Annotated in this window: 22 protein-coding genes and 1 CRISPR repeat array (1 of these 23 running past the window's edge); of the genes, 13 read left to right on the plus strand and 9 right to left on the minus strand. The window is 71.7% G+C overall.

The features are described 5' to 3' along the window. Positions 1-15 precede the first annotated feature (15 nt). The gene (locus ABZ249_RS14825; protein WP_355262342.1) at positions 16-618 is read right to left on the minus strand and encodes a TetR/AcrR family transcriptional regulator; all 603 of its coding nucleotides are present in this window, start codon (positions 616-618) and stop codon (positions 16-18) included. Positions 619-961: 343 nt separating this feature from the next. Between ABZ249_RS14825 and ABZ249_RS14830 the strand changes: the two genes are divergently transcribed. From ABZ249_RS14830 to ABZ249_RS14855, 6 genes are all read left to right on the plus strand, one after another. Beyond that, the gene (locus tag ABZ249_RS14830; RefSeq protein ID WP_355262344.1) at positions 962-1,867 is read left to right on the plus strand and encodes an aminoglycoside phosphotransferase family protein; all 906 of its coding nucleotides are present in this window, start codon (positions 962-964) and stop codon (positions 1,865-1,867) included. A gap of 77 nt (positions 1,868-1,944) precedes the next feature. Continuing rightward, complete coding sequence (locus ABZ249_RS14835) at positions 1,945-3,360, plus strand: DUF6177 family protein (RefSeq protein ID WP_355262347.1); 1,416 nt, start codon at positions 1,945-1,947, stop codon at positions 3,358-3,360. Between the two features lie 598 nt (positions 3,361-3,958). Continuing rightward, entirely contained in the window at positions 3,959-4,336 is a 378-nt protein-coding gene (locus ABZ249_RS14840) for a DUF6507 family protein (RefSeq protein WP_355262350.1), read from the plus strand. Next, positions 4,336-6,978: a hypothetical protein gene (locus ABZ249_RS14845; protein WP_355262353.1), complete on the plus strand. Its 2,643-nt coding sequence runs from the start codon at positions 4,336-4,338 to the stop codon at positions 6,976-6,978. Before ABZ249_RS14840 ends, ABZ249_RS14845 begins: the two co-directional genes overlap by 1 nt. Before the next feature lie 6 nt (positions 6,979-6,984). After that, entirely contained in the window at positions 6,985-7,551 is a 567-nt protein-coding gene (locus ABZ249_RS14850; RefSeq protein ID WP_355262356.1) for a hypothetical protein, read from the plus strand. A gap of 2 nt (positions 7,552-7,553) precedes the next feature. After that, positions 7,554-8,504, plus strand: a complete 951-nt coding sequence (locus ABZ249_RS14855; RefSeq protein WP_355262359.1) for a hypothetical protein — start codon at positions 7,554-7,556, stop codon at positions 8,502-8,504. Positions 8,505-8,516: 12 nt separating this feature from the next. On the opposite strand, the gene ABZ249_RS14860 is transcribed toward ABZ249_RS14855, so the two are convergent. After that, the gene (locus tag ABZ249_RS14860; protein WP_355262362.1) at positions 8,517-9,356 is read right to left on the minus strand and encodes a phosphotransferase; all 840 of its coding nucleotides are present in this window, start codon (positions 9,354-9,356) and stop codon (positions 8,517-8,519) included. A gap of 208 nt (positions 9,357-9,564) precedes the next feature. After that, positions 9,565-10,095 (minus strand): VOC family protein, encoded by a 531-nt coding sequence (locus ABZ249_RS14865; RefSeq protein ID WP_355262365.1) that lies wholly within the window; start codon positions 10,093-10,095, stop codon positions 9,565-9,567. Positions 10,096-10,286: 191 nt separating this feature from the next. Between ABZ249_RS14865 and ABZ249_RS14870 the strand changes: the two genes are divergently transcribed. Then, the gene (locus tag ABZ249_RS14870; protein WP_220565245.1) at positions 10,287-10,775 is read left to right on the plus strand and encodes a glutathione peroxidase; all 489 of its coding nucleotides are present in this window, start codon (positions 10,287-10,289) and stop codon (positions 10,773-10,775) included. Between the two features lie 176 nt (positions 10,776-10,951). Beyond that, complete coding sequence (locus ABZ249_RS14875; protein ID WP_355262368.1) at positions 10,952-11,920, plus strand: NAD(P)-dependent alcohol dehydrogenase; 969 nt, start codon at positions 10,952-10,954, stop codon at positions 11,918-11,920. 126 nt (positions 11,921-12,046) lie between these two features. Here ABZ249_RS14875 and ABZ249_RS14880 read toward each other — a convergent pair whose 3' ends face one another. Then, positions 12,047-13,192, minus strand: coding sequence for a DNA-binding protein (locus ABZ249_RS14880; protein ID WP_355262370.1), 1,146 nt, complete (start codon positions 13,190-13,192; stop codon positions 12,047-12,049). A gap of 43 nt (positions 13,193-13,235) precedes the next feature. Continuing rightward, entirely contained in the window at positions 13,236-14,180 is a 945-nt protein-coding gene (locus ABZ249_RS14885) for an SDR family oxidoreductase (RefSeq protein ID WP_355262372.1), read from the minus strand. A gap of 305 nt (positions 14,181-14,485) precedes the next feature. On the opposite strand from ABZ249_RS14885, the gene ABZ249_RS14890 reads away from it, so the two are divergent. Next, positions 14,486-15,325 carry a helix-turn-helix transcriptional regulator gene (locus tag ABZ249_RS14890; protein ID WP_355262375.1) on the plus strand — a complete coding sequence of 280 codons (840 nt, stop codon included), beginning with the start codon at positions 14,486-14,488 and terminating at the stop codon, positions 15,323-15,325. 229 nt (positions 15,326-15,554) lie between these two features. Here ABZ249_RS14890 and soxR read toward each other — a convergent pair whose 3' ends face one another. Next, the gene (soxR, locus tag ABZ249_RS14895; RefSeq protein WP_355262378.1) at positions 15,555-16,016 is read right to left on the minus strand and encodes a redox-sensitive transcriptional activator SoxR; all 462 of its coding nucleotides are present in this window, start codon (positions 16,014-16,016) and stop codon (positions 15,555-15,557) included. Positions 16,017-16,059: 43 nt separating this feature from the next. Next, positions 16,060-17,562 carry an MFS transporter gene (locus ABZ249_RS14900; RefSeq protein ID WP_355262381.1) on the minus strand — a complete coding sequence of 501 codons (1,503 nt, stop codon included), beginning with the start codon at positions 17,560-17,562 and terminating at the stop codon, positions 16,060-16,062. 346 nt (positions 17,563-17,908) lie between these two features. Between ABZ249_RS14900 and ABZ249_RS14905 the strand changes: the two genes are divergently transcribed. Then, positions 17,909-18,139: a hypothetical protein gene (locus ABZ249_RS14905; protein WP_355262384.1), complete on the plus strand. Its 231-nt coding sequence runs from the start codon at positions 17,909-17,911 to the stop codon at positions 18,137-18,139. Between the two features lie 186 nt (positions 18,140-18,325). Here the strand turns inward: ABZ249_RS14905 and ABZ249_RS14910 are convergent, their stop codons facing one another. After that, the gene (locus ABZ249_RS14910; protein ID WP_355262387.1) at positions 18,326-19,147 is read right to left on the minus strand and encodes a MerR family transcriptional regulator; all 822 of its coding nucleotides are present in this window, start codon (positions 19,145-19,147) and stop codon (positions 18,326-18,328) included. A 680-nt stretch (positions 19,148-19,827) separates the two neighbouring features. Here ABZ249_RS14910 and ABZ249_RS14915 point away from each other — a divergent pair. After that, positions 19,828-20,385, plus strand: a complete 558-nt coding sequence (locus tag ABZ249_RS14915) for a GNAT family N-acetyltransferase (RefSeq protein ID WP_355262390.1) — start codon at positions 19,828-19,830, stop codon at positions 20,383-20,385. Positions 20,386-20,565: 180 nt separating this feature from the next. Here ABZ249_RS14915 and ABZ249_RS14920 read toward each other — a convergent pair whose 3' ends face one another. Further along, the gene (locus ABZ249_RS14920) at positions 20,566-21,447 is read right to left on the minus strand and encodes an alpha/beta hydrolase (RefSeq protein ID WP_355262393.1); all 882 of its coding nucleotides are present in this window, start codon (positions 21,445-21,447) and stop codon (positions 20,566-20,568) included. A 652-nt stretch (positions 21,448-22,099) separates the two neighbouring features. Between ABZ249_RS14920 and ABZ249_RS14925 the strand changes: the two genes are divergently transcribed. Both ABZ249_RS14925 and ABZ249_RS14930 read left to right on the plus strand, forming a co-directional pair. Further along, positions 22,100-22,753 (plus strand): class I SAM-dependent methyltransferase, encoded by a 654-nt coding sequence (locus tag ABZ249_RS14925; protein ID WP_355262396.1) that lies wholly within the window; start codon positions 22,100-22,102, stop codon positions 22,751-22,753. 159 nt (positions 22,754-22,912) lie between these two features. After that, positions 22,913-23,338: a VOC family protein gene (locus ABZ249_RS14930; protein ID WP_355262399.1), complete on the plus strand. Its 426-nt coding sequence runs from the start codon at positions 22,913-22,915 to the stop codon at positions 23,336-23,338. 73 nt (positions 23,339-23,411) lie between these two features. After that, a CRISPR array of direct repeats spans positions 23,412-23,742; the repeat unit is 25 nt; unit sequence GGTCCATCCCCGCGTGCGCGGGGCT (it continues 181 nt past the right edge of the window).

The raw sequence follows: 23,742 nt of genomic DNA on the forward strand, positions 1-23,742 counted from the left end.
GGCGGACGGGTCCGCTCAGGGGGCGCCGGCGGCCAGGCCGCGCAGCGCGATCGCGAGGCCGGCCTCGAAGGAGCGGAGCCTGCGCGGGTCGTCGGCGTCCCGGTGGGACAGGGCCGCGCCCAGGTGCGGCGCCCCGTCCGTGTCCCGCGGGTCGAAGGGCTCCGAGCCCAGGTCCACGGCGGCGCCGAGCACGTAGCCCTCCAGGAGGCCGAGGGCGGGCATGACCTCGTCCTCGGGCACGCCCATGCGGGCGATCGAGCGGGCGATCAGGTCGTAGTAGGCGAGCATCTCCGGCTGCCGGATCGGCTCGGAGACGAGCAGCGGGACGAGCTGCGGGACCCGGCTGAGGAAGTCGTAGTAGTCGAGGACGAGCAGTTCGAGCAGGCGCCGGGGATCGGGTTCGTCCCGGAGCCGCTCCAGCGCGGGCAGGAGGCGGTCGCGGCGGATGGCCTGGATGATCTCGGACTTGGAGCGGACGTGGTTGTAGAGCGAGGAGACCCGCACGCCCAGGTGCGCGGCGAGCCCGGCGACGGTGAAGTCGCCCTGCTCGCGGACGATCTCCAGGGCCGCGTGCGTGATGCGCTCGGGGCTCAGGAGGGGGGTGCGCGGTCGTCCCACGGCGGCCTCCTCGGGGGGTGGTCGGGCCACATTAAACGAGCGCTGTTCGTTTTCACAAGGCCCGGAACCGCCCGGGCCGGGGGTTGCCGCGCGGGGCGCCGACCGGGAGTATGCGGATACCCGCGCTCCGGTGCCCGTCCGGTCGCAGGCCCGCCATGAGCGGCCCCGGAGGCCCCGCGGCCCCGCCGTCGAGGCACTCGTCGAGCGGCGCCGCGAACCCGGACCCGGACCCGGCGGGCGGGAGGCCCCCGCCCGCACGCGGATCCTCGAGGGCCCCCTCCGGGCGCGGCCTTCGACCGGCCCACCGCACGGAGCAGGCGGAACGACGACGAAGGGGAGGCCGATGGAGGACGTCACGCTCGACGGCGAGCTGGTGCGCGGGCTGCTGAAGGAGCAGCACCCGGACCTGGCGGGGCTGGAGCTGGAGCTGGTCGACGGCGGCTGGGACAACCGGATGTGGCGGCTCGGCGAGGGCCTGGCGGTGCGCCTGCCGCGCACGCCGCGTGCGTCCTCCCTGCTCCGGAAGGAGCACCGCTGGCTGCCGCTGCTGGCGCCCCGCCTGCCCCTGCCGGTGCCGGTGCCGGTCCGGGTCGGCGAGCCCACCGTGCGCTTCCCCGACACGTGGTCCGTCGCCGCCTGGGTCCCGGGCGGCCCGGGCGACCGGTCGCCGATCACCCGCGGCCCGCACGCCGCCGGGGCCCTGGCCGGCTTCCTGTCCGCCCTCCACCGCCGGGCCCCCGACGACGCGCCGCTCGGCCCCGACCGCGGCGTCCCCCTGGAGCACCTCGCCGAGGCGGCCGAGCGGGGCCTGGACTCCCTGGGCCCCGGCGGCGGCACCGACCGGCTCCGCCGGGTGTGGGACGACGCGCTGGCGGCCCCCGCCTGGGACCGGCCGCCGGTGTGGATCCACGGCGACCTGCACCCGGCCAACACCGTCATAGCGGACGGCACCCTGGCGGGGGTGATCGACTTCGGCGACATGTGCGCCGGAGACCCGGCGACCGACCTCTCGGCGGCCTGGCTCCTGCTGCCCGCGGGCGCGGACGCGGCGTTCTTCTCCGCGTACGCCCGCGCCGACCCGGCCACCGTGCGCCGCGCCCGGGGGTGGGCGCTGCTGCGCGCCCTCGACCTCATCGCCATCGGCCGCGCCGGCGACCGGGGCCTCCCCGGAGGCAAGCCCACCTGGCGTCCCGCCGGAGAAGCCGCCCTCTCCCGCCTGCCCGCCGGACCCGGAACGGGCGGTTCGTAACGTTATGAGTATGCTCGTCGGCGCACGGTGACCCGCCCGCCTCACGGCCGGTCCGTCCCCAGCCCCGAGGAGTGCCGTTGAGCTACGACGTCGTCGCCCTGGTGGCCGCCGAACCCGACGAGCAGGCGGTCGCCCGGGCCCTCCGGCGCGTCGACCCCGAGCTGTTCCTGCACAGGTACCGGGACGACACCGACCTCCTCCAGATCAAGGACGCCGACGGCCGCCTCCTGGCCACCTTCGAGCCCGGGCTCCGTGTGGAGAACCGGGACGAGGTCGACCGCCTCCTCGGCTCCGACCTCGCCGCGAACCTGCCCGCCCCCTGCTGGTGGGTCGAGATCCGCTCCCGCCCCGACGAGGCGGGACGGAAGGCGGCGCACGACCTCGCCGACGGCCTGGTGCTGCGGCTCGGCGGCGCGGTGTGGACCTCGGGGAGGGCCGACGCCGGACTGTGGGAGGAGACGGAGCACCCGGCGGCGGAACGCTCCGCGGACCGCGCCCTCCTGGTCGTCCAGGACCGGCCGGTGGTGCCGTTCTCCTCCTGGCTCGCCGACGCCGTCGCCACCTGGGCCCGGCAGCGGACGCTCCACGTGCTCACCCCGTCCGCCTCACGGCTGACCTACGGAACACGGACCCTCCTGGCCTCGGCGCTGGGGCGCTGGGTGGTGCGCGACGACTCCGGCGCCTGCCACGACGGCCTCACCGGCCTGCCGGTGCACTGGGACGACACCCACGGTTTCCTGTCCGAGAAGGAACCGGTCGGCCTGGGGTGGGCCGCCGGGGAACCGGACGTCCGCCCGGTTCCGGGGTTCGTGGAGCGGGCGTCCTCCCTCACCGGGACCCGACTCGTGCTGGACGCCTCCGTCGTGCACAGCGATCCGTTCACCCCGGCCCTGGGCCGTGCGGTCGAGATCGCGACCGAGCACCTGGCCCGCACCGCCCCCGCCGGGTGGGGACCCCACGAACCCGCGCTCCGCCGCTGGGACCGGGAGCGGCTGACCGCCTTCGCGCGGCGGCGCGGCCCGCGTTCGGCCATCCTCCATTTCGCGGGGCCGCACGGGAGCGGCCACCCGTTCTCGGGGCAGCTCCGCGTCTCCTGGCGGGGCAGGGAGGTCATGGAGCGGATCTCCCTCATGATCGATTTCGCGGACGAGGAGGCCGTTCCGTTCGACGCGCTTCCATCCCTGGTGGCGGCCCTGGCGGAGGAAGGGGCCCTGGAAGGCCTGCGCGTCCGCCGCACCCCGGGATCCGGCGACGGACTGTACGCGCCGGTGTGGTCGGGGCCCGCGCTGCCGGTCGGCGTGGCCGTCGGAGCGGAGCGGCTGGAGCGCATCGGGCGGCGCCGAGCCCAGGCGGGCCCGATCAAGGGGACCCTCCTCGGCTCCGGCGGTCGGGCGGCGGCCTGGTACCCGGTGCTGGGGGACGTGGACTCACCCCTGGACACCCTGGCCCTCGCGGAGAAGCAGCTGGCCTACCTGGAGTCCGCCACCCGCTGAAGCGAACACGAGTGACCGTCCCGGGGGTCGCTTTTCTCGCCCACCCACGAAAGTGACCCATTTCACTCGGACGGTCGGCGGCCTTGGACTCCCGCGAATTCGCGCAGGTGAACATCACCGGAGTACGAAAAAGGCCGCTACAGCCCCGAATGGGACCGAATCCCGATTGTGACCGCGTATACGCATAATGCCACTGAACTCCCCATGATCCAGGCACAGTGGTCGAGCGAAGCGAACAGGGACCCGGAAGAGTGAAGTTCGAACTGGTAGAGCCCTCGCCCGAGGACACCGCCGTCGTTCCGGCATCACACGAGAACAGCGGCCCACCCGACCGAACACCCCCCGCACCTCCGCATCCCGGACACCTTCGCGGGCGGCCCGTCCGCACCCGCATGGCCCACGCGATCCACGAGGTGCGCTTCTCCCTGGACCTGCTCAGGGCCCAGGTCGCCGAACTGAGCGCGGCAGAGGCCGCCCCTGGCGCCCCCGGTGTCCCAAGTGCCCCTGATGCCCCGAGCGGAACGAGCGCCCCGGAGGACGTACCGGAGGCCGTGTTCCGCGCCGACCGCTTCACCCCCTTGAACCGGAAGGACCGCCGATGAGCCAGTGGAACATCGACGTCTACGGGGTCTCGCTGACCCTCACCGCCTTCGGTGAACAGCTCGGCCTGGAGGGCGGCGGGCTGTCCTCCACCATCGACTCCGCGGCGGACGGCATCGACATGGCCCTGGACAACGTCAAGAGCCCGCCGGTGGAACACGCGCTGAGCGGCTTCCTCACCCACTTCACGACGGAGACGGACGCCATGTTCGTCCGCAGCATGTCCTGCCTCAAGGGGGCCAACGACGCCACCGTCGCCTACAACTCCGGCCAGGAGGAGATGGCGCTCGAAGCCCAGAGCCAGGCGGGCACCGGCGAGAACCTCGGCCTCGGGAGCGGCGACAGCGGCGCCCCGCCCAACGTGGAGGTGTACTGATGACCACGTCCGGGGGCTTCGAGCCCACCGAGGCACAGAGCGGCGTGGACCCGAACATGTTCACGCTCATCGACCCCGAGACCATCCCCTACCCGCTGACCGATGTCTGGTCGCTCAACTACGCGGCGGAGAAGCTGCGTTCCGGCGGAGAGGCCCTCGCCGGGGACGCCGAGGACATGCGTTCCACCTGGACGGGACTCCAGGCGCACTACAGCGCGCCGGAGAGCGACGACCTGTTCTCGAAGATGGACCCGGTGGTGACCCGGGGCGAGGGGATCGAAGCGGACCTCGGCACCGTCGCCACCGCCCTGGAGGACCTCGCGGAGGCGGCCGCGACCGCGCGCCGCAAGCTGAACACGCTGCGGATCGAGGCCCAGGGCTTCTACAACAGGAACAAGGACAAAAAGGTCTGGTGGCTGGACAAGGACGACGAGACCGATGAGTTCGCCCTCCTGGAGAACATCCGGCTCAAGGACGAGGTGAACACCGCCTGGGCGGCGTTCAACGAGGCCGAGAACACGTGCGCCACCACGATCTCCTCGGTGTACGGCGGCGCCGCCTACGTCGCGCCCGACCAGGCGCGGGGCGACGACGTGATCGTCTACGGGCTCCCCACGGACGCGGGCGAGCGGGACCTGGACCTCTCGAACCCGGAGACGGCCTTCACCTTCGCGGGGTTCAACGCGTTCGTCAACGACATCACCGGATGGGCGGGGTCGGAGTTCCACCCGTCCATGGCGCGCTTCGACAGCAGCACCGACCAGGCGGCCTGGGACGTCCTCGTGGTCGACGGCCTGTGGGGCGCCGCCGTGGGTGCCCAATCGCTGCTGGGGTTCTGGCACCCGAACAACGGGTGGCGCTTCGACCCCGAGGGGCGCTGGGAGAACGCGAGGGCGGGCTGGAACGACGCCAGACTGGGCGCGGCCACCGTGGTCGGGCTGTACGACGGTGAGAACTGGCTCTTCGACCCGGCCAAGAAGGACGAGCCTTTCCGGGGCGCCACGTGGGCCCAGTGGACCACCAACATGGAAGCCGTCCTCGACGAGGCGATCGAGGGGAACACGGCCTGGTCGCAGCGGGAGGAGGACCCCGAGTACACCGGGGCCACGACGGGCATCAACGCGGTCCTGCTGACGGCGGGGCTGCCGATCAAGGCGCTGAAGACCGGGCTGACGCTGGGATCGTTCGGAAACGGCGGGGGCCATGGCGGCTCGGACGGGCCGGGCTTCGGTGACGACCGGCACTCCCCCGAGCACGGCCGCCCCCTGGCCGGCGAGAGCAGCCCGTGGCCCCGCGAAGGGGAGGCGGGCTCGGCCCCGACCGGCGAGCGCTTCGACCACGGGCTCGACATCCTGCGGGAGTCCCTCCTGGACCCGAACCGGTACCGGGACACCCCGACCCCGCAGCCGGACCGCCCCTCCTCGGGCGACGGCGCCGCCCCCACCCCGCAGAACCAGACCCCGGACGCCCCCTCCCACCGCCCCCGCGGGGAGGAGCCCGACGCGCCCCGAGCCCCCGAGCCCGTGACTTCCCGCGGCGACGACCCGCAGCGGGACGAAACCGACGCACAGCGCTCCGAGGAGGACCCGGTCCGGACCCCCGAGGAGGGCGGCGAGGACCGAGCACAGGACGATGTGCGCTCGCCGGACCGTGACGCCGACCGCGAGGACGGGCAGAATCCCCAGGAGGAGCCCGGCAGCCCGGAGGCCCAGGCCGGCGGCAGCGGAGGCGGCGACGAACAACCGCCCCGGAACCCCACCGGCACCGGCGACAACGGTGATGACGAGAACCACGAAAACTCGAACGGCTCGAACAGTCAACCCTCGCAACCGGCCGCCGACCCAGAGCTCGAAAGAAAGCTCGAAAATGCAGATAAGCTAGAAGAACGCCTACGCCAGGCCGGATTGACGGACGAAGAAATCAGTCAACTCCGCGGAAGCAATCCTCGAGATGGCGACCAATGGCAGCGCGCAGCAAGCGCCCTAAGCCAAGGGTTCAACAAAAAGCTGGACGGAGAACTACACCCGGCCGCCACGAACTTCGCCCTAGAGGGTGCCGAGAATCCGCGAGAATTCGCCTACAGGTACGAGTACTACAAAGCCACCTTCGATGAGCTCACAAGAGAACTTCAAGCCGGGGAGATCAGCAAGAAACAGGCCCAGCAATTGGCAGCCCAGGAAATTCATAACATTGATATCTCGGCACGATTGGAAGCAGATCACTCCACGGTCAGAGAACTGAGAGACGGCGATCCGACCTACGTGGACACCAGTCTCCCCCACGCCGACATGGAGCAATCCATACGCCTACAGGCCATGAACATCGAGATGGGCCACGAGACGGCTACGGCTTATCACGCACGAAAGCATTACAACGAGATCCCGACAGCAGAGCAAGGGGGGAACGTCGTAAGCGACTACCTGAACAGCGCTGAGACAACGATTCGAGAAGGTCGGGTTTCCGAGATCACCCCCTTGGACGGCGGGGCCCAGAAATGGACGTTCATGCGCCCGATTCTCGACTTTGACGGAAACCATATCTTCGACAGAAAGGACAGACCCACCTACATGAGAGCTTTCGTCATCATTCGACCAGACGGAACTCTCGTGATGCCGACCTACGGAATGACAGCCCAGGGATAGAATCCAATGAAGACCGACCGAGAGCCACGCGAACTCATGCAGCGCGCCATCGGGTTTCTTCAGGACCAGAGACTACAGAAGGCGGATAGAGTAGCGTCGACACTCAACCTGCTCGGACTCCTGAGAAGCTCTTTGGCCCAAAAACCGATCCCCGCAAAGGAGATCCAGGAGTTCAAATCGAAACTTTCACATCTACTGACCGGCGAAAATAATTCCGGAGGGATCTACAGCTACACCACGACATGTGGAATATATGCAGAGAGAGGCCGCCTCGACGGCTTCGAAGAGGCATGCGAAATGCGTTCTATTTTGCAGATCCTCAATGATGATTTCATCGACTGGAACTGCATTGAGAATCCCGGAATCAGAGACGCCTTCATTGAGGATCTCGAAGACATCGACGAAACCCTCAGAGACGTTTCAGACGAAGCTCCTCCCGTGCGCGAGGAGGATATTCCGAACTGGGTATCCGCAGATCACTGGTGGTGGCGTTCTCCGCAACAGCAGAACATGAGCCAAGCGGAGATCGATCGCCGCCTGCACTACGACTGGAACGATGGCGTAGAGGACTAGTTATGAAGAACGATCACACACCCGAGGAGCTTGCCGCTGCGCGATTGCTGACCGACCCCGATCTCATACAGCGGCGACTGAACCGCGACTTGGCCGAGGTGCGCCGATTGGGGCGGAACGGGGTGCGGTTGGACTCCCGACAACCTTTTCCGATCCTGGTCGAAGCACTGCGTTCAGCCGCGAACGACCTCGAGTTCGATGCACCCATCGTGGCCGCCACACAAACCAAGCGCCGCGCAGCGGAACTACCGGTGGCCGAGCGCCTCGGCGATTCGGCTATCGGCGCCTATCTGGCTTCTGCCTCCACCACCGTGCGTGAAGGCACTCTGATCTCTGAAACCGCGGGATCCGATGGGGCCAGGCGCCTCGTGTTCCGACGCCAGGCAACAGAGACCCCCCTGGCATCAGTGGCCCTGTCGGCTGAGGTGCTCATGGAACCCGACGGCCTCAGTCATCTCACCGCTTACGGCTGGCCGTCCCCACCCGACAAGCCCGTACACTCCTTCACCGGGACCGCGGAAGAGCTTCTCCTTCAAGCACTCACCGATCTAGCCGATGGGCGAACTCCAATGGATCGCCCGCTACTCCTGCTCTGGGGTGCCCGGCTGCGATCGGGTGTGCCGCTCGGGGATGACACGCAAAGGCTCCGAGTGGCCGAGGACATCACGGCCCGATCCGGTGAGCTGCGCTCGTACCTCATGCAGGCGGAGAACTATGCCTCCGCGGCGCCCGGAGACAACTGGTATGCCGCATGTCTCTACCGATCGTCTCTGGAGAACGTCTTCGAGTCCTACTTGGGAGGAGAGACGTTCTCCCTGGTGGATACCGAGGAGATCGACGACCTGGACGAGGAACTCCGCGAGAACCTGGCCCGAGCGGACGCGGCCCGGAAAGCGGTTCCGGCCGGAGTCCCCGACGGGCATTGGTGGTGGCGGGTCGCGGTCGCGGGGTGAGCCGGGCGGCGCTCAGAGGAGGGTCCCGAGGTGGCGGCGGACGAACGGCTCCAGGCGGGCGTGGGTGTCGTCGTGCTCGGCGGCCTGGACGACCTCGGCGGCGACGGCCAGCTGCGCCAGGCGGCCGGACGGGGTGTCCAGCAGCCCCGCGAACTCCGCCCACACGCGGCGGGCCAGGTCCGGTACGGGCAGGGCGTAGGCGTGCAGGAGGGCCGCGTCGAACCCGGCCGGGGCGGCGCCCCAGCCCTCCCAGTCGATGATGCGCAGCGGTGCGGCCGTGAGGTTGGCCCAGTGCAGGTCTCCGTGGGCGGTCTCCCAGTGCCGGACGGTCAGGTCCTCCGCCGCGAACTCGGGCAGGATGTCCGGGACGCGGTGGACGTATCCCTGGTCGACGACCGTGCGCTCGGGGTGCGCGGGGACGCCGCGGATCGCGGCCACCGCCTCGGCCAGGTCCGCCCACCACTGTTCGGGCAGGTCCGGGGCCTGGAGCAGCACCGGCTCCGGTGACAGCGGCGGCGAGGGCAGCCGCTCGTACAGGTGGGCCTGCACCGCCCACCGGTCGTCGTCCTCCCCGTCCCAGGCGGCCTCGGCCAGCAGCGCCGGGCGCGGGACGCGTTCGTCGAAGAGGTGCGCCGCCAGCGCCGGCCCCTCCCACACCGCCCCCTCCGACCGGGGCGCGCACCAGATCCGCAGCCAGCCGGGTTCCCCGTCGGCCGTGGTGACCGGCCCGCTGCGGGTGTGCCCGCCGGACCCCGGGTACGGGGTCGCGGTGTCCGGGCGGGCGCCCAGGTGGTGGGCGACGCGCGACCAGTGGGAGTCCAGGTCGGGAAGCGACGGGATCAGCAGGGACACGGTTCTCCTTCGCGGGTGGACGGCGGTGGCACGGGGCGTTGACTCCCCCGCCGCGCCATCCTGCCCTCTCGGGCCCCGCCCCGGGGCCGGTTCTCCCGAACACGTCCGAACGATCCGGCTTCCCCACTGGATGTGCGAACCGCACCAGAGGATCCGAGCCCCGGAGCCCCCGCGGCGGGGCCCGGGGAGCAACGGTCCTCCCGGCCGGTCAGGCGGTCTTCACCGGTGCGCTGCTGCGGCCGCGGCTCCGGCCGCTGAGTTCGGCGTCGAGCGTCTTCTGTACCTCGCGCATGCCCGCGACGTGGACGGGGTCCTCCAGGCGCTCCCACATCTGCTCCTCGGTGACGTCCTCGACGTGGGCGGTCACCCACCAGATATCGCCGAAGGGGTCCCTGACCCGGCATCCGCGCCGGCCGAAGGGGTTGTCCATCACGGGGGTGACCACCCGGCCGCCGAGTGCCACGGCCCGCGTACAGGCCTCGTCCGCGTCGGGCACGAACACGCGCAGAAGACCGGGCATGGCGGGCCGGTCCTCGCGCCGGTCGAACGCCGGCACGACCGTGTCTCCGACGCGGATCTCCGCGTGGCCCACCAGGCCGTCCTCGGTGAGCACCCGTCCGATCTCCTCGCCGCCGAACGCCCCGGTGACGAACCGCAGAAAAGCCGCCGTGTCCTCGGTGACGATCCAGGGGGCAACGGTCGTGTAGCCCTCGGGGGTGGCGCCGGTCTGCTCGGGCATCGCGTCCCTCTCACTTCGGTCTGCGTGGTTCACGGTGGCGATGCCAGAAGGCGTCCAGGCCGACTCCTGTCCTAGATCACGCGGGAATCCGAGCGGCGGCCCGCCGGCTTCGGCGCGTGCCCCCGGCGAGGCGCCGGGGCCGGGGTGAGAAGGTGTCCGACAACGGAGAAACCCGCGGAGCAAGGAGTGACATGTCCGTTTTCGATGTCGAGATCGGCGCCCTCGACGGCGGTTCCGCCGACCTGTCCCAGTACCGGGGCCGGGCCGTGCTGGTCGTCAACGTCGCGTCCCGGTGCGGGCTGACGCCGCAGTACGCGGCCCTGGAGAACCTGCAGAAGCAGTACGGGGAGCGCGGGTTCACCGTGCTCGGGGTCCCCTGCAACCAGTTCATGGGCCAGGAGCCGGGCACCTCTGAGGAGATCGCGCAGTTCTGTTCGACCACCTACGGCGTCACCTTCCCGATGACGGAGAAGGTCGACGTGAACGGCGACGGGCGGCACCCCCTGTACGGGGAGCTGGTCTCCGCGGCCGACGCCGAGGGCCACACCGGCGACATCCGGTGGAACTTCGAGAAGTTCCTCATCGCGCCGGACGGCACCGTCGCCGCGCGCTTCGCCCCGCAGACGGAACCGGAGTCCGAGGACGTCGTCAAGGCCGTCGAGGCCGTGCTGCCCGCCTGAGCACCGCACCCCGCTCCGCCTCGGTTCCGCCGCCGTCTCGGCGCCGGAGCCGAGGCGGGCGGGCGGGACGGCGGAACCGCCGCCCGGGGCGGGCCCCGTGGCCGGAGCCGTGGCCACTTCCGGCACCCGGCCCCGGACCCCTGGAACCGCCGGGGCCGCCCCGGTAGCGTCGTGCCATGAGAGCCGCGGTGCACGATCGGTACGGTCCCCCCGACGTGGTGCGGCTCGGGGAGGTCCCCGCCCCGGAGCCCGGTGACGGCGACCTGCTGGTCCGCGTGCACGCGACCACGGTGAACCGGACGGACTGCGCCTACCGGGCCGCCCGCCCCTTCTTCGTTCGCGGCTTCACCGGCCTGACGCGTCCGCGCCGGCGCGTGCTGGGGACGGAGTACGCGGGGGTGGTCGAGGAGGTCGGGGCGTCGGTCACCGGCTTCTCCCCCGGCGACCGCGTCTTCGGGTACAACGAGGGGCCCTTCGGCGCTCACGCGGAGTACCTGGCGGTCCCCGCCTCGGGGATGGTCGCGGAGATCCCGGACGGGGTGCCCTTCGCCACGGCGGCCTGCGCGACCGAGGGCGCGCACTACGCGCTGGCGGCGGCCCGCTGGCTCCGCGTCGTGGAGGGCGAGCGGGTGCTCGTCCACGGGGCGACGGGGGCGATCGGGTCGGCCGCGGTGCAGCTGCTGAAGGCCCTGGGTGCCGAGGTGACCGCGACGGCGCCGACCGCGCACGTGGACACGGTCCGGGACCTGGGCGCGGACCGTGTCGTCGACTTCGAGACCGAGGACTTCACCGCGGGCGGGCGGACCTACGACGTCGTCCTCGACGCGGTCGGCAAGAGCACGTACGGGCGGTGCCGGCGGCTGCTCACGCCCCGGGGCCGGTTTGCTTCGTCCGACGTGGGCCCGTACTGGCAGAACGCGGTGCTGGCGCTGACGACCCCCTGGCTGCCGGGGCGGACGGTGCGGTTCCCGGTCCCCTCGGAGGACCAGGAGATGGCCCGGTGGTTCGCGGACCTGTTGGCGACCGGGCGGTTCCGGCCGCTGATCGACCGGCACTACCCGCTGGAGCGGATCGTGGAGGCGTACCGGTTCGTGGAGACGGGGCGCAAGCTCGGGAACGTCGTGATCGACGTCGTGGAGCCGTGAACGGGGCGTGGTCGGCCCCGCCCGGGGAAGGGCCGCCACGGGGAGTGGTGTAGCGGGAGGGACCGTCGCGGAAAGGCCCGTTGCGGAAAGCCGGGTCCCGGCGGCCCCCGGTGGCGGGGGCGACGCCTAGGGGTTCGGGGTGTTCGGGTCCTTCCCTTCCGGGGCGCACGGAGAGTCCTCGCGCCGGGAGTCCCCGCGTAGGGGGTCCTCGTGCAAGGGGTTCTCACGCAGGGCGACCTCGCGCAGGGAGGCGGCGAGGCCGTGGGCGGTGTCGCGCAGGCTCGGCCGCCGGGTGGCGCCGTCCAGCCGACGGGCCGCCTCGGCGAGCATCCGTTCGACGCGCGTCGAGGCCACGTTCCCGAGGCGCGGCAGCACCTCGTGGACCAGCACCTCCTCGGCCTCGCTCCAGGCCCGCGCGCGGGCCAGCGCCCACAGCAGGCTCGCGTGGGCGACGAACACGGCGCGCGCGTACCCCGGGCGGTCGGTGGCGGCGGCGAACCGCTCGACGGCCCCGGCCCGGTCCCCGGTGTCCGCGTGGATCATGGCGTGGTGCCAGGCGATCTCCGCCTCGTTCACCCACCAGGACCAGGCCGGGTCCCCATCCCGCGGCCCGTCCAGGTGGCGGCTGTGCGTCAGGCGGATCAGGTCCAGGGCGCGCATCCGTTCGCCCAGCTGCCCCGCGGCCCGAGCCGCCCGCAGTGTGAACAGGGTGCGCACACTGCCTCGGGTCTGCGGCGTCACCGCGTCACAGATGTCCGCGGCCTCGGCCGGCCGGTGGACGTGCACGTCCTGCATGGCGAGCTGGGCGAGCGCGAAGTGCTCCATCGAGCGGTCGCCGGCGGCGCGCGCCAGCCGCAGCGCCTCCAGGCTCATCCGCCGGGAGAAGCGCTGGTGCTCGGCGTCGTAGGCGATCCAGCCGGCGACCTGATGGGCCTCGGCCGCGGCGGCGAGCAGGTCCCGGTCGGCTCCGGATCCGGCCCTCGGGCCGGGTTCGGGACCGCGGTCGGGGCCGGAGTCGGGCCCGGGGCGGGGTTCGGTTCCGAACCTGGATCCGATCCCCGACCGGGCCTCGGACCCGAGGCGCACCGCACGGCGCGCGGCCGCGGCCGCCGAGGCTGCGGCCGGGACCAGGTGCCGGGCGCCGGTGCGGGTGTCCAGGGCGATGAGGCGGGCGGTGGCGGCGCGTGTCCTCGCCGCCGGGTCCCGGTCGTCCTCTCCCAGGGGGGAGGACCGGTGACCTCCGCTGCGGCGGGGGTTCGGGTAGGGGGCCATGCCCCCATTGTCCCCGGGCGCCCCTCGCCCCTCCCGCCGGCGGTCAGACCGCCGGGATCCCGGTCCGGGTGAGCTGCTCGGAGACCTTCCAGACCCGCTCGGCCTCCTGCGGGCTGCGCAGGGGCGGGTAGAGCCTCTGCGCGGCGGGCCGTCCGCCGAGGTTCCCGGGACCGCTGGGGCCGTAGAGCACGGCGGGCTCGGCCGCGGGGTCGGTCGCGGCCATGAGTGCGGGGAGCTTCGCGGTCTCGACGGTGCCGAGGAGGATGCCGCGGGCGGACAGGAACCGGATCAGGTGCACACCCAGGGTGTCCCGGTCGCGGCCGACCTCGGGGCGCGCGGCGAGCAGGCTGGTCGGGGCGACGCCGGGGTGGGACAGGTTGCTGGTGATGCCCCACCCGTGGATCCGGCTGCGCCGCTCCAGTTCCAGGCCGAAGAGCCCGAACGCGATCTTCGACTGGGCGTAGGCGCGCATGCCGTCGTACGAGCGCTCCCAGTTCAGATCGTCCCAGTTGACGGCGCCCCGCCGCGCGGCCACGCTGATCTGCGAGGTGACGCGGGCGCGGCCGGCGCGCAGCAGGGGGAGGAGGTGGCCGACGAGCGCGAAGTGGCCGAGGTGGTTGGTGCCGAACTGGAGCTCGAAGCCGTCCGCCGTGGTCTGCCGGTCGGGCGGGGTCATCACGCCCGCGTTGTTGATGAGGATGTGGATCGGCCGGCCCTCGCCGCGGAGCGTCTCCCCGAGGGCGGCGACCGAGTCGAGCGAGGACAGGTCGAGGGAGCGCAGGGAGACCCGGGCGTCCGGGTTGCCGCGGCGGATCCCGGCGACGGCGTCCTCGCCCTTGCGGGCGTTGCGGACGGGCAGGAGGACCTCCGCGCCGGCCGCGGCCAGGCGTTCGGCCATTCCCAGTCCCATGCCGTCGCTCGCCCCGGTGACGAGGGCGAGCTTCCCGGTCAGGTCGGGCACGGTGATATCGATGGTTCGGCGGGGCATGGTTCGGCTCCTCGGGTCGTGATGGTTCCACGATCGGCGAAGGCGGAGGCCTCATCCAGGGACTCCCGATCCGGGGCTCACGCGGTCGCACCCCGAACGTAAGGGGGGATCGGCGATCCGTTGTCGGAGGCGCGCGAGAACGGTAGACACGGGAGAAGACCCCGGTGAGGCCGTGGTGAGGCCACGGCGGGGTTCCGGCGGCGGATCCCCGGTGCCCCCGGGTCCCGGGCCTCGGATCATGGACACCGGATCCCGGCAGGCCGGAGCCCCGGATCCCCGAACCCCTGGCAGGAAGAAGGCGTGCCGTGATCGATCGCACCGGACTGGCGGAGTTCCTCCGGAACCGGCGGGAGGCGCTGCAACCCGAGGACGTCGGCATGCTGCGCGGGCGGCGGCGGAGGGCCAAGGGGCTGCGGCGCGAGGAGGTCGCGGCGCTGTGCCACATGTCGACCGACTACTACTCGCGGCTCGAACAGGAACGCGGGCCGCAGCCGTCGCACCAGATGCTCGCCTCGATCGCCCAGGGGCTGCACCTGTCGCTCGACGAGCGGGACCACCTGTTCCGCCTGGCCGGGCACAACCCGCCCGCGCGCGGGTCGGTCAGCGAGCACGTCAGTCCCGGCCTGCTGCGGATCCTGGACCGGTTGGAGGACACGCCCGCGGAGGTGGTCACCGAGCTCGGGGAGACGCTGCGGCAGAGCCCGATGGGGGTGGCGCTGACCGGGGACACGACCCGGTTCACGGGGCCCGAACGCAGTATCGGGTACCGGTGGTTCACCGACCCGGGGTCGCGGCTGCTGTACGCGCCGGAGGAGCACGGGTTCCTCTCCCGCATGTACGCCTCGGGGCTGCGCCAGGTCCTCACCCTGCGGGGGCCGGACTCGCAGGCGGCCCACCTCGCGGAGCTGCTGCTGGAGCGGAGCGAGGAGTTCCGGCGGGTGTGGGAGGAGCACGAGGTGGGGGTGCGGCCGCACGACGTGAAGCACTTCGTCCACCCGGAGGTCGGCGCCCTGGAGCTGCACTGCCAAAGGCTGATCGACCCGGGCCAGTCGCACTCGCTGCTGGTCTACACGGCCGTCCCTGGCAGTGAGAGCCACGAGAAGCTCCGGCTGCTGTCGGTCATCGGGGCGCAGGCGCTGGGCTGAGGGGCCTGCCGAGGAGAACCGGGTGGGAACCGGGGATCGGTGCGCGGGGCCGGCCGGCGGCAGCCCGCCGAACCTGTAGGGGCGGCACCGCCGCCGGTCCGAAGGACGGGATCGGCCGCGGCCCTGTCCCAAAGGCCCGGGGCCGTCGGAAAGCGCGTCCGCGGCCCGCGAACACGGCGCGCCTCCCGCTTCTGGCGGCGGACCCGCCCGAAGCCGGACCCCGGCCGGGCTAGGGGGCGGCGTCGGGCTGTTGGAGGCGTACCGGGCCGGGGCCGCGGCCGCCGAGGGCGTCGTCGGGGTTGAGGAGCAGACATGCCTTCATCGACAGGCAGCCGCAGCCGATGCAGCCGGTGAGTTCCTGTTCGAGCCTCTCGATGACACGGCGGCGTTCCTCCAGCTGCTTCTTCCAGCGCCGGGAGACCCGCTGCCAGTCCTTGTGGGTGGGGGCGCGGTCGACGGGGAGGCCGGCGAAGACCTCGGCGACGTCCGACAGCGGGATGCGGAGTCTCTTGGCCACGATGACCAAGGAGATCCGGCGGAGCATGTGCCGGGGGAAGACGCGCTGGTTGGCACCGCCGCGCTCACTGAAGATCAGGCCCTTGCGTTCGTAGAAGTGCAGGGCGGAGGCGGACACACCGGTCCGGCGGATGACCTCACCGATCGTGAGGTGGTCGTCTGGACCGACGTTCACCGGCTCGCTCCTCTCCGTGCCCGGGGTCCCGGTGCTCAGGCGTTCAGCTTGCCCGGTGGGACGCCGCGGCACGACCGTAGACCAGGACGGCCACGGTGACCGACAGGGCGAGGCAGAGCAGGCCGACGCCGAGCTGGGTCAGCTGCCAGGACCAGGTGAAGGCTTCCAGTTCCACCGCCTCCGCTCCGTCGGTGAGGCGTCCGGCGCCGACCTCGGCGGCGCGGTCCGCGTCATCGAGCCTGGCCGACAGGAGACCGACGAGAGAAGCACTGTACGCGGCGATCACGAGGGCCTCGGCCGCTCCCCGCAGGGTGTTGAGGAAACCGGCCGCCGTACCGACGGCGTCGGGGTCGACCAGCGCCATGGCCTGACCGTCGGTGATACCGAAGGACGCCCCCATACCGATGCCGATCAGCACGAGCGGCGCTGCCACGACGGCGACCGCGTCCTCGGCGTCCAGGGTCACCAGCCACAGGTTCCCGGCCACGACCAGCAGCAGGGCGACCATGATCAGCGCACGGGCCGGAACCCCCCTGTTCACCAGCCCCACCGCGGCCATGGGCACGACGAGCACGGGAGCGGTCAGCAACAGCATCGCGATCCCTGCGGCCGCGGGGGACAGGTCCGCCGCCGCCTGCAGGTAGGTGGGCAGGAAGACCAGGACGCCCAGGAACCCGATGGAGGTGGTCAGGGTCGCCAGACTCCATCCCAGGAATCCGCGGTTGGCGACCAGGGCGGGTGCCAGCACCGGAGAGGCACTGTGCCGCTGGACGATGCCGAACACGACCAGGGCGGCCAGGCCCCCGATGCCGGTCACGAGGACGGCCGGGTGGGTCCAGCCGAGCGCGGATGCCTCCAGCAGCGCGAACATCAACAGCGTCAGCGCGGCCACGAACAGGACACCGCCCACACGGTCGGTCCGTTCGGAAGCGGTCGCGCGGGACTCCCGGACACGGGTCCCGCCCACGGCGACCAGCAGTCCGATCACGGTGAAGGCCGCGAAGCCTCCCCGCCACCCCATGGCGCTGATCAGCAGTCCCGACAAGGTGGGGCCGATCGCGATACCGAGCCCGGCCATGGTGCCCATCAGAGCGAAAGCGCGGTTGCGGGCGGCCCCCTCGTACGTGGAGGCCAGGACGGCGCCGCCCGCCGCCATGATCCCCGCGCCTCCGACACCGGAGACGATGCGGAAAACGTCGACGGCCAGGATCATCGGACTCAGTGCCGTCCCGAGGAAGCCGACCGAGAACACCAGCGCCGAGACGACGAAGACCCGCCGCCGTCCGACCCGGTCGGCGGTCGACCCCGCGATGAGCGTCATGGCGGCGAAGGCCAGGTTGTAACCGGCGACGACCCAGTTCAACGGAGAACCGGAGGTATCGAGGTCACGGCCGATGCTCGGGAGTGCCACCGCCGTCCCCGAGATGGACATCGCCACCAGGACGACGCCGACCAGGACCACCGGAAGTGTCAATCGGGACGGCCGGTCCGCCGGTCCCGGGTGCGGTGCGGCCCCCGTGACCGCTCCGCCTGTGCTGTTCGCCATGACCGTTCGCTCTCCCTGGTTCCGAAGCAGACGGCGAACACCTCATCAGCTCAACTGCTGTTGAGGTCAAATGCCCTGGTCGGAGCCGGTTTTCACGCAGAGGTCGAGGCGGGCCGGGTGTGAGGGGCCGGGCGGATGACGGCGGGAACGGGTGCCGCCCCGTCGAAGGCGGTCGGCGCCGCCGGGCTCGTCACCGGCACGGAGACCGTCGGCGGGTCGGACCGCCCGGGGCGCTTGAGGCGCTCGAGGCACTCGAACGGCCCGGCCACGACCGGTCACATCGCCGGTCACGCCGGTGTGCACCACGGAATCCTCGGCCAGGGCGGATCCGATAGGTTCGCTCGGTATGAGCGGTATTGGGAAGTGGGGCCTGGGTCTGGGGATCGGGTTCATGGTCGTGGCGGTGCTCTCCAGGATGCTGGACCTGATCCCGGCCACGGTGATCACCGGGCTCCTGGGGCTGATGGGGCTCGGCATCGCCGGGTACGACGCGGTCTACGAGTGGACGGCACGGGCCGACCTGCGCCGACGGGGCGCCAGGGCCGCAGCCCGCAGGAACGGGACCGAGGGCCGCTGAGGCGGATCGGCGCGGGTTCCCCTCCGGGGCACCGGCTCGTCGCGGGAAGCCCCGGAGGGCGGGGTCGGGCGGCGGGGCGCGCTGCGGCCCCGGGGCCACCCGACCCCGTGCCCGGTCCCGGCCCTGGTCCGGGCGGGACCGGGCCGGACGGGATCGGACGGGATCGGACGGGCCGGGAACGACCGGTCAGGCCCGGGTCACCGGTGCCTGGAGTTCGGTCACCCAGTCGTCGCGGTCCTCAGGGCACTCCAGGTTGATCTCGCGGGGGTGCCCGGCCGGCCGGTAGCCGTTGGCGTCGATCCAGTGGGCCAGGGCCTGGGCGGTGGGGAGCACGGCGTCCATCGAGCCGCGGTGCACGATGGTCGCCGCCTGGCCCAGGGACGGCAGGTCGAGAACCCGGAAGTCGCCGTCCCGGAGAGGCGCGGAGACCTGGACGGCGGCGTGGACGGTGATCCGGCCGCCGCCCTCGGGGGCGTCCTCGTAGTAGGCGATGCCGGGGCCCGTGGGGACGATGCCGGCCGCGTCCAGCAGTCGGAACAGCTCGTCGTAGAGCGGCCCGATGACGGGGCCGATGTCCTCGGGCTCGAAGCTCGCGGCGGTCGCGGTCAGCTCCGCCACTCGGACGGCGGGGACGTTCTTGATGACGATGTCGTTGGTGGGCATGTGGCCCTCGCTCTCGATCGCTCGGAGCCTCGCCTCGACCTGGAGCAGCCGGGCTTCCGCGGAAGCCCTCGCGGTCTCCAGGTCGGCCCGCCGCAGCCGCAGCATGCCGCGCAGTTCGTCGGCGCCGACCTTCTCGTCCACGATCTCCCGGACCTGCTGGAGGGTGAATCCGAGGTCCTTGAGCGCGATGATCCGGTTGAGGCGGGAGAGCTGGGCGGCGGTGTAGTAGCGGTAGCCGCTGGCGGGGTCGACGTGGGCCGGGTGCAGGAGTCCTGTCGCGTCGTAGTGACGCAGCATGCGGACCGAGACGCAGCCGTGCCGGGCGAAATCTCCGATGGTGAACATGGTGTCTCCGAGTCGACCGCCTGACACGGTGTGAGGGTCAAGACCCTACTCGGAGGCCGCCGGATCGGAGACAGGACGAAAGGGGAAAGGGAGAAGGGGAAAGGACGCAGGCGCCACCGGCGCGGCCCCCACCGATGCGGCGCCGGGCACGACCGTCCCGGACGGGCTCACACGGTCGGACCGCTCTCATTGCTCACGCTCCCTCGTTGACGGGGGTGCCGTGCCCGCGCCCGATACCGAGCCGATCGCAGCACTGCGCGCACCTGACCTGGCCGAGTCGGGTGAGCATTCCCGGGAGCCGCCATCCGCCCTCATATCCGCACAAGGCGGATGCGGTGGGTCCGGGGTGCCTGCACAGGGCGCCGACGGTGTCCTCGTCCCACTGGTCGAACACGGACGCGGGGATGGCGTGGAGACGCCGCCAACGGGTGCCGGTGACGAGCCACCAATGCAAGTGATTGCCAGGAACGGGGAACGCGGTCATCGGGGCCTCCTGGTCCGATGATCTCCTACCGCTCCAAGGCGGAGACGGCGTTCGAAGGTGATCGTGGCCCTGGGGTCCACGAGACCGACCGGGCGCCGTCCGACGCGTCCGTTGAAGGGCATCGGGTCCATGACGGCCCCGGGCGTCCGGATTAATGGGTGGCCGGGGGCGGGGGCGAAGCGGCAGGATGCTCCGCATGAGTTTGCCCACCCCCGAGCTGCGCACCGCCCGCCTGCGGCTGCGGCCGTTCACCGACGCCGACGCGGCACCGCTCTACGCGCTGCACGGCAACACCCACGTGATGCGTTACTGGGACTCCCCGCCGTGGACCGAAGAGGCCGTCGCCCAGCGCTTCCTCGCGAACTGCCGGACGATCGAGGAGGAGGGGACGGGGGCGCGGGTGGCCGTCGACCGCGCCTCCGACGGCGCGTTCATCGGCTGGTGCGGCCTGACCGGCTGGAACCCGGACTTCCGCAGCGCGTCCCTGGGCTACATCTTCGACGCCGACGTGTGGGGTCACGGCTACGCCACGGAGACCGCGCACGCCGTCCTGCGGTGGGCGTTCGACACCCTGGACCTGAACCGTGTCCAGGCGGAGGCCGACACCCGCAACGCGGCGTCCGCCCGGGTCCTGAAGAAGCTCGGCTTCGTCCACGAAGGCACCCTCCGCGAGGACTGCGTCGTCAACGGCGACGTCTCCGACTCCTGGGTGTTCGGCCTCCTCCGCCGCGACTGGCACCCACAGGACGACTGACAGGACCGAGACCTGCCCGCCTTTCGTCCGCAACCCCCGACAAGGTGACCGTGGGCCGCTCACCCCACCGATCCGGGTCGGCCGCGCCCACGGTCCCCTCCGGATTGCCGCCGACCGCAGCCGGACCGACCGTCATGGCGCCCGGCGAACCCTGAAAGTGTTCGTCCGGGCGCCACGCCATCACTCCGTTTCGAACTGTGCAGGCCTGGTCTTCGCCACCGCAGGACCACCGGCGCTCAGGCCATCGAAGCCCCGGAGGAACCACCGGGTCAGGACCTCGTCGACCGCCACTGCGGCGGGCGACTGGGGAACCGGTTCCAGGCCGGGCTCATCTGCCAGCGGGTGGGCCAGGCCCGGCACGGTGGCCAGTTCGATGTCGCAGGGATGCGCGTACCGCTCGCGCAGCACCCCGACCAGGGAGATCGCGTCCTCACGCAGCGCCGGGTGGTCGTTCTCGCCGCTGACCAGCAGCAACGGCGGTTCCCCCGTGAGGCTTTCGGCGCGGCCGACGAAGTCCAGTTCGTCGGCGACCCTGCGGGATTCAGCGGTCCAACCGTAGGGTTGGCCGAGCCCGGTCGCGAGAAGTTCGACGGCCGCGCTCACCCGTACGGCCGGGTTGACGAGCGCGACCGCCCCGATCGGACTCGGCGGCGCGGTGAGCACCCGCAGAGCCACCGCCCCGCCGAGTGACGCACCGAGGATGCTGATCGGCTGGTCATCGATCGGGAGCTGACGGCGCAGCTCGGCCAGCGCGGCCGGGAACTCCTCGACCGCCTGGTGAACGATCGGACCGAGGTACGCCAGGAGTATGTCCTCGCGTGCGAGTTCAAGGTGTCTGTCCAGGCGGCCGTCGACCATACGCGAGCCGCACAGCGGCAGGCCCAGGTGTACTCGCCAGGCGGGGACACCGGCCATGGGCAGCGCCGCCGCGAAGGCCGCGTTCGTGCGCGGTGCGTCCAGCATGTGCCAGGTCACGATCAACGGAGCACGACCGGTGTTCCCCCCGGACGGGGGGAGGGCCGTGAACGGCACGCCTGCGGCTGTGCCGGTGATCGCATCCATACGCACTCCTACGGCTTTCAGGGGCTGGGGCCTCCACCGTAGGGGGCTGTACCGAGCGGAAATGTCCTTTCTGCTGCGGGCAGACGTCCGGGTCCGAACCAGCAGGACCCAGCCGAATCGGGGGTGGGCCGGAGGAGTCGTTCCAGGACCGCCTGCATCACCGCTGGGCCAGCGGTCGCACACCGCCTGCCCGAATGGTGATCGGGAGAAAGCCCGCGCGCACCCGGTCGGCAACACCCCACCGCAACGGATCGCAGCGTCGCCCGCTCTACGTGCAGGCGGCTTCGCCCGCATGCTCGGCGGCGCCCGCAGACGGCCCGACCGCCTTCCCGTGCGCCGCGACCGGTCCCGCCACCGCGGTGTCGGTCGCGCTGCGCCCGCGCGAAGCACCGAGGTCGACCAGGCGCGCCGCCCGGTGCGCTCGGGGCTCACTCAGGCATGTCTCTGCCCGACCTCTTGTCCGAGGGTCCATCCCCGTATGCGCGGGGCTCACAGCTACGTAGTCCAGGTGCTCGCCTGGATCGTCTTGCGCCTGGTCGTGCAAGGCCACGGTCTCCGGGGTGTCGGCCTCTTCCACTGTTCCCCCGCCGTCACGACCGTGGCGTGGCTACCGTGGTGCGGGTCCTGTCACCGAAGCCGCAAGGACCACACCATGGCCGACCCGACCACGGACATTCCCGGCTACTGGGACCGGTACATCCAGGGCGTCACCCGGCAAGGGCCGGAGGAGGCCCCGGTCCTGGAGTGGACCCAGTACCCGGGGCACGGGCCCGGAGCCGAACTGCTCGGTGAACCCTCCACGGCCCTGGAGCTGGGATTCGGTCGGGGCGACGCGGTCGCCGCGCTGGCCGCCCAAGGGGTGAAGGCCGCAGGCGTGGACGTGTCCCCGGTGGCCGTGCGCACCGCGCAGCAGCGGTGGGAGCACCTGGGTGCGGAGTTCCACCACGCGGACGTGACCGAGTTCCTGGGCGGCACCGCCCGGAGGTGGGAGGCGGTCTACTCGATCTGGGGGGCGGCGTGGTTCACCGACCCCTCGGTGCTGTTCCCCCTCGTCCATGACCGGTTGGAGCCTGGGGGAAGGTTCGTGTTCTCCCACGCTTCGGCGGTACCGGGGTCGTACGGGGTGCAGGGCATGTACGGGGCCGGGTTCAACGGCCGCCGGGTGTGGGTTTACCGGTGGGCCTACGAACCCCAGGAGTGGGAGAACATCCTCATCGGGCACGGGTTCGGCCAGGTCCGGGTGTGGGAGGAGACGGCACCGGAGGAGGATCACGTGGGAACGGTGATCGGGGTCGCCATCCGGTAGGCGTTCACGGGTCTGGTCGAACCATTCCCGCGTGCGCGGAGTCGCCCCGGGCTGCGTCACGAGTTCTTCGGTGTCATCGGCCCGAGGGCGATGAGTTCGGGGGCTCGCGGGGGTCGGAAGGGATGGATCCGGAAGGCGCATGGAAGGAAGGGAGTGGTCATGGCCACGGGTAATGGCGGCGCGATCGTGGTGAGTCTGCCGATCGCGGACCGGATGCGGGCGATGGTGTTCTACCGGGAGGTGTTCGGTCTCGCGGCGCTGGGCGAGCCGGCCGAGGACGGGGTGCCCGAGCCGTTGCAGTTCGAGATCGGCGAGCGGACCCGGCTGATGCTCATTCCGACGGGAGGATTCGGGTGGGTCCTGGGCGAGGGCCGGGATGTCGCACCGCCCCGGTCGCACGAGGTGCTGCTGAGTTTCGTGGTCGGCACGCCGAAGGCGGTCGATGAGGTGATCGAACGGGCCCGGCAGGCCGGAGGCGAGATCGTGGCGGCGCCCGAGCAGCAGCCGTGGGGTTATGCCGGTATCTGCGCCGACCTGGACGGGCATCTGTGGCAGGTGACCGTCGTGGAGGCGGATGGGGTTTGAGGGGTGCGGGTGGAGGCCGCCGGTGCGGCCTCCACCCCGGATGTGCGGGTCACCGGCGCGGCCGGGACTCGCTCGGTCCACCCCCGCGTGCGCGGGGCTCACGGTCGGCGCCATCTCCAGCCTGGGCAGTGCGGGGTCCATCCCCGCGTGCGCGGGGCTCACATGTGAATAACTCCTGGATTGCCAACATTTGGCGGTCCATCCCCGCGTGCGCGGGGCTTACGACGGGATGTTGGCCAGCGACGCGGTGAGCGCCGGTCCATCCCCGCGTGCGCGGGGCTTACGTCCACACGGGGGTGGCGGCGCCGTCGCTGACGGTCCATCCCCGCGTGCGCGGGGCTTACGGTGGCGGAGATGTCGACGCTGACGATCGGGGCGGTCCATCCCCGCGTGCGCGGGGCTCA

The sequence above is a fragment of the Nocardiopsis sp. NPDC006139 genome (assembly GCF_040614155.1).
Classification (GTDB): domain Bacteria; phylum Actinomycetota; class Actinomycetes; order Streptosporangiales; family Streptosporangiaceae; genus Nocardiopsis; species Nocardiopsis changdeensis.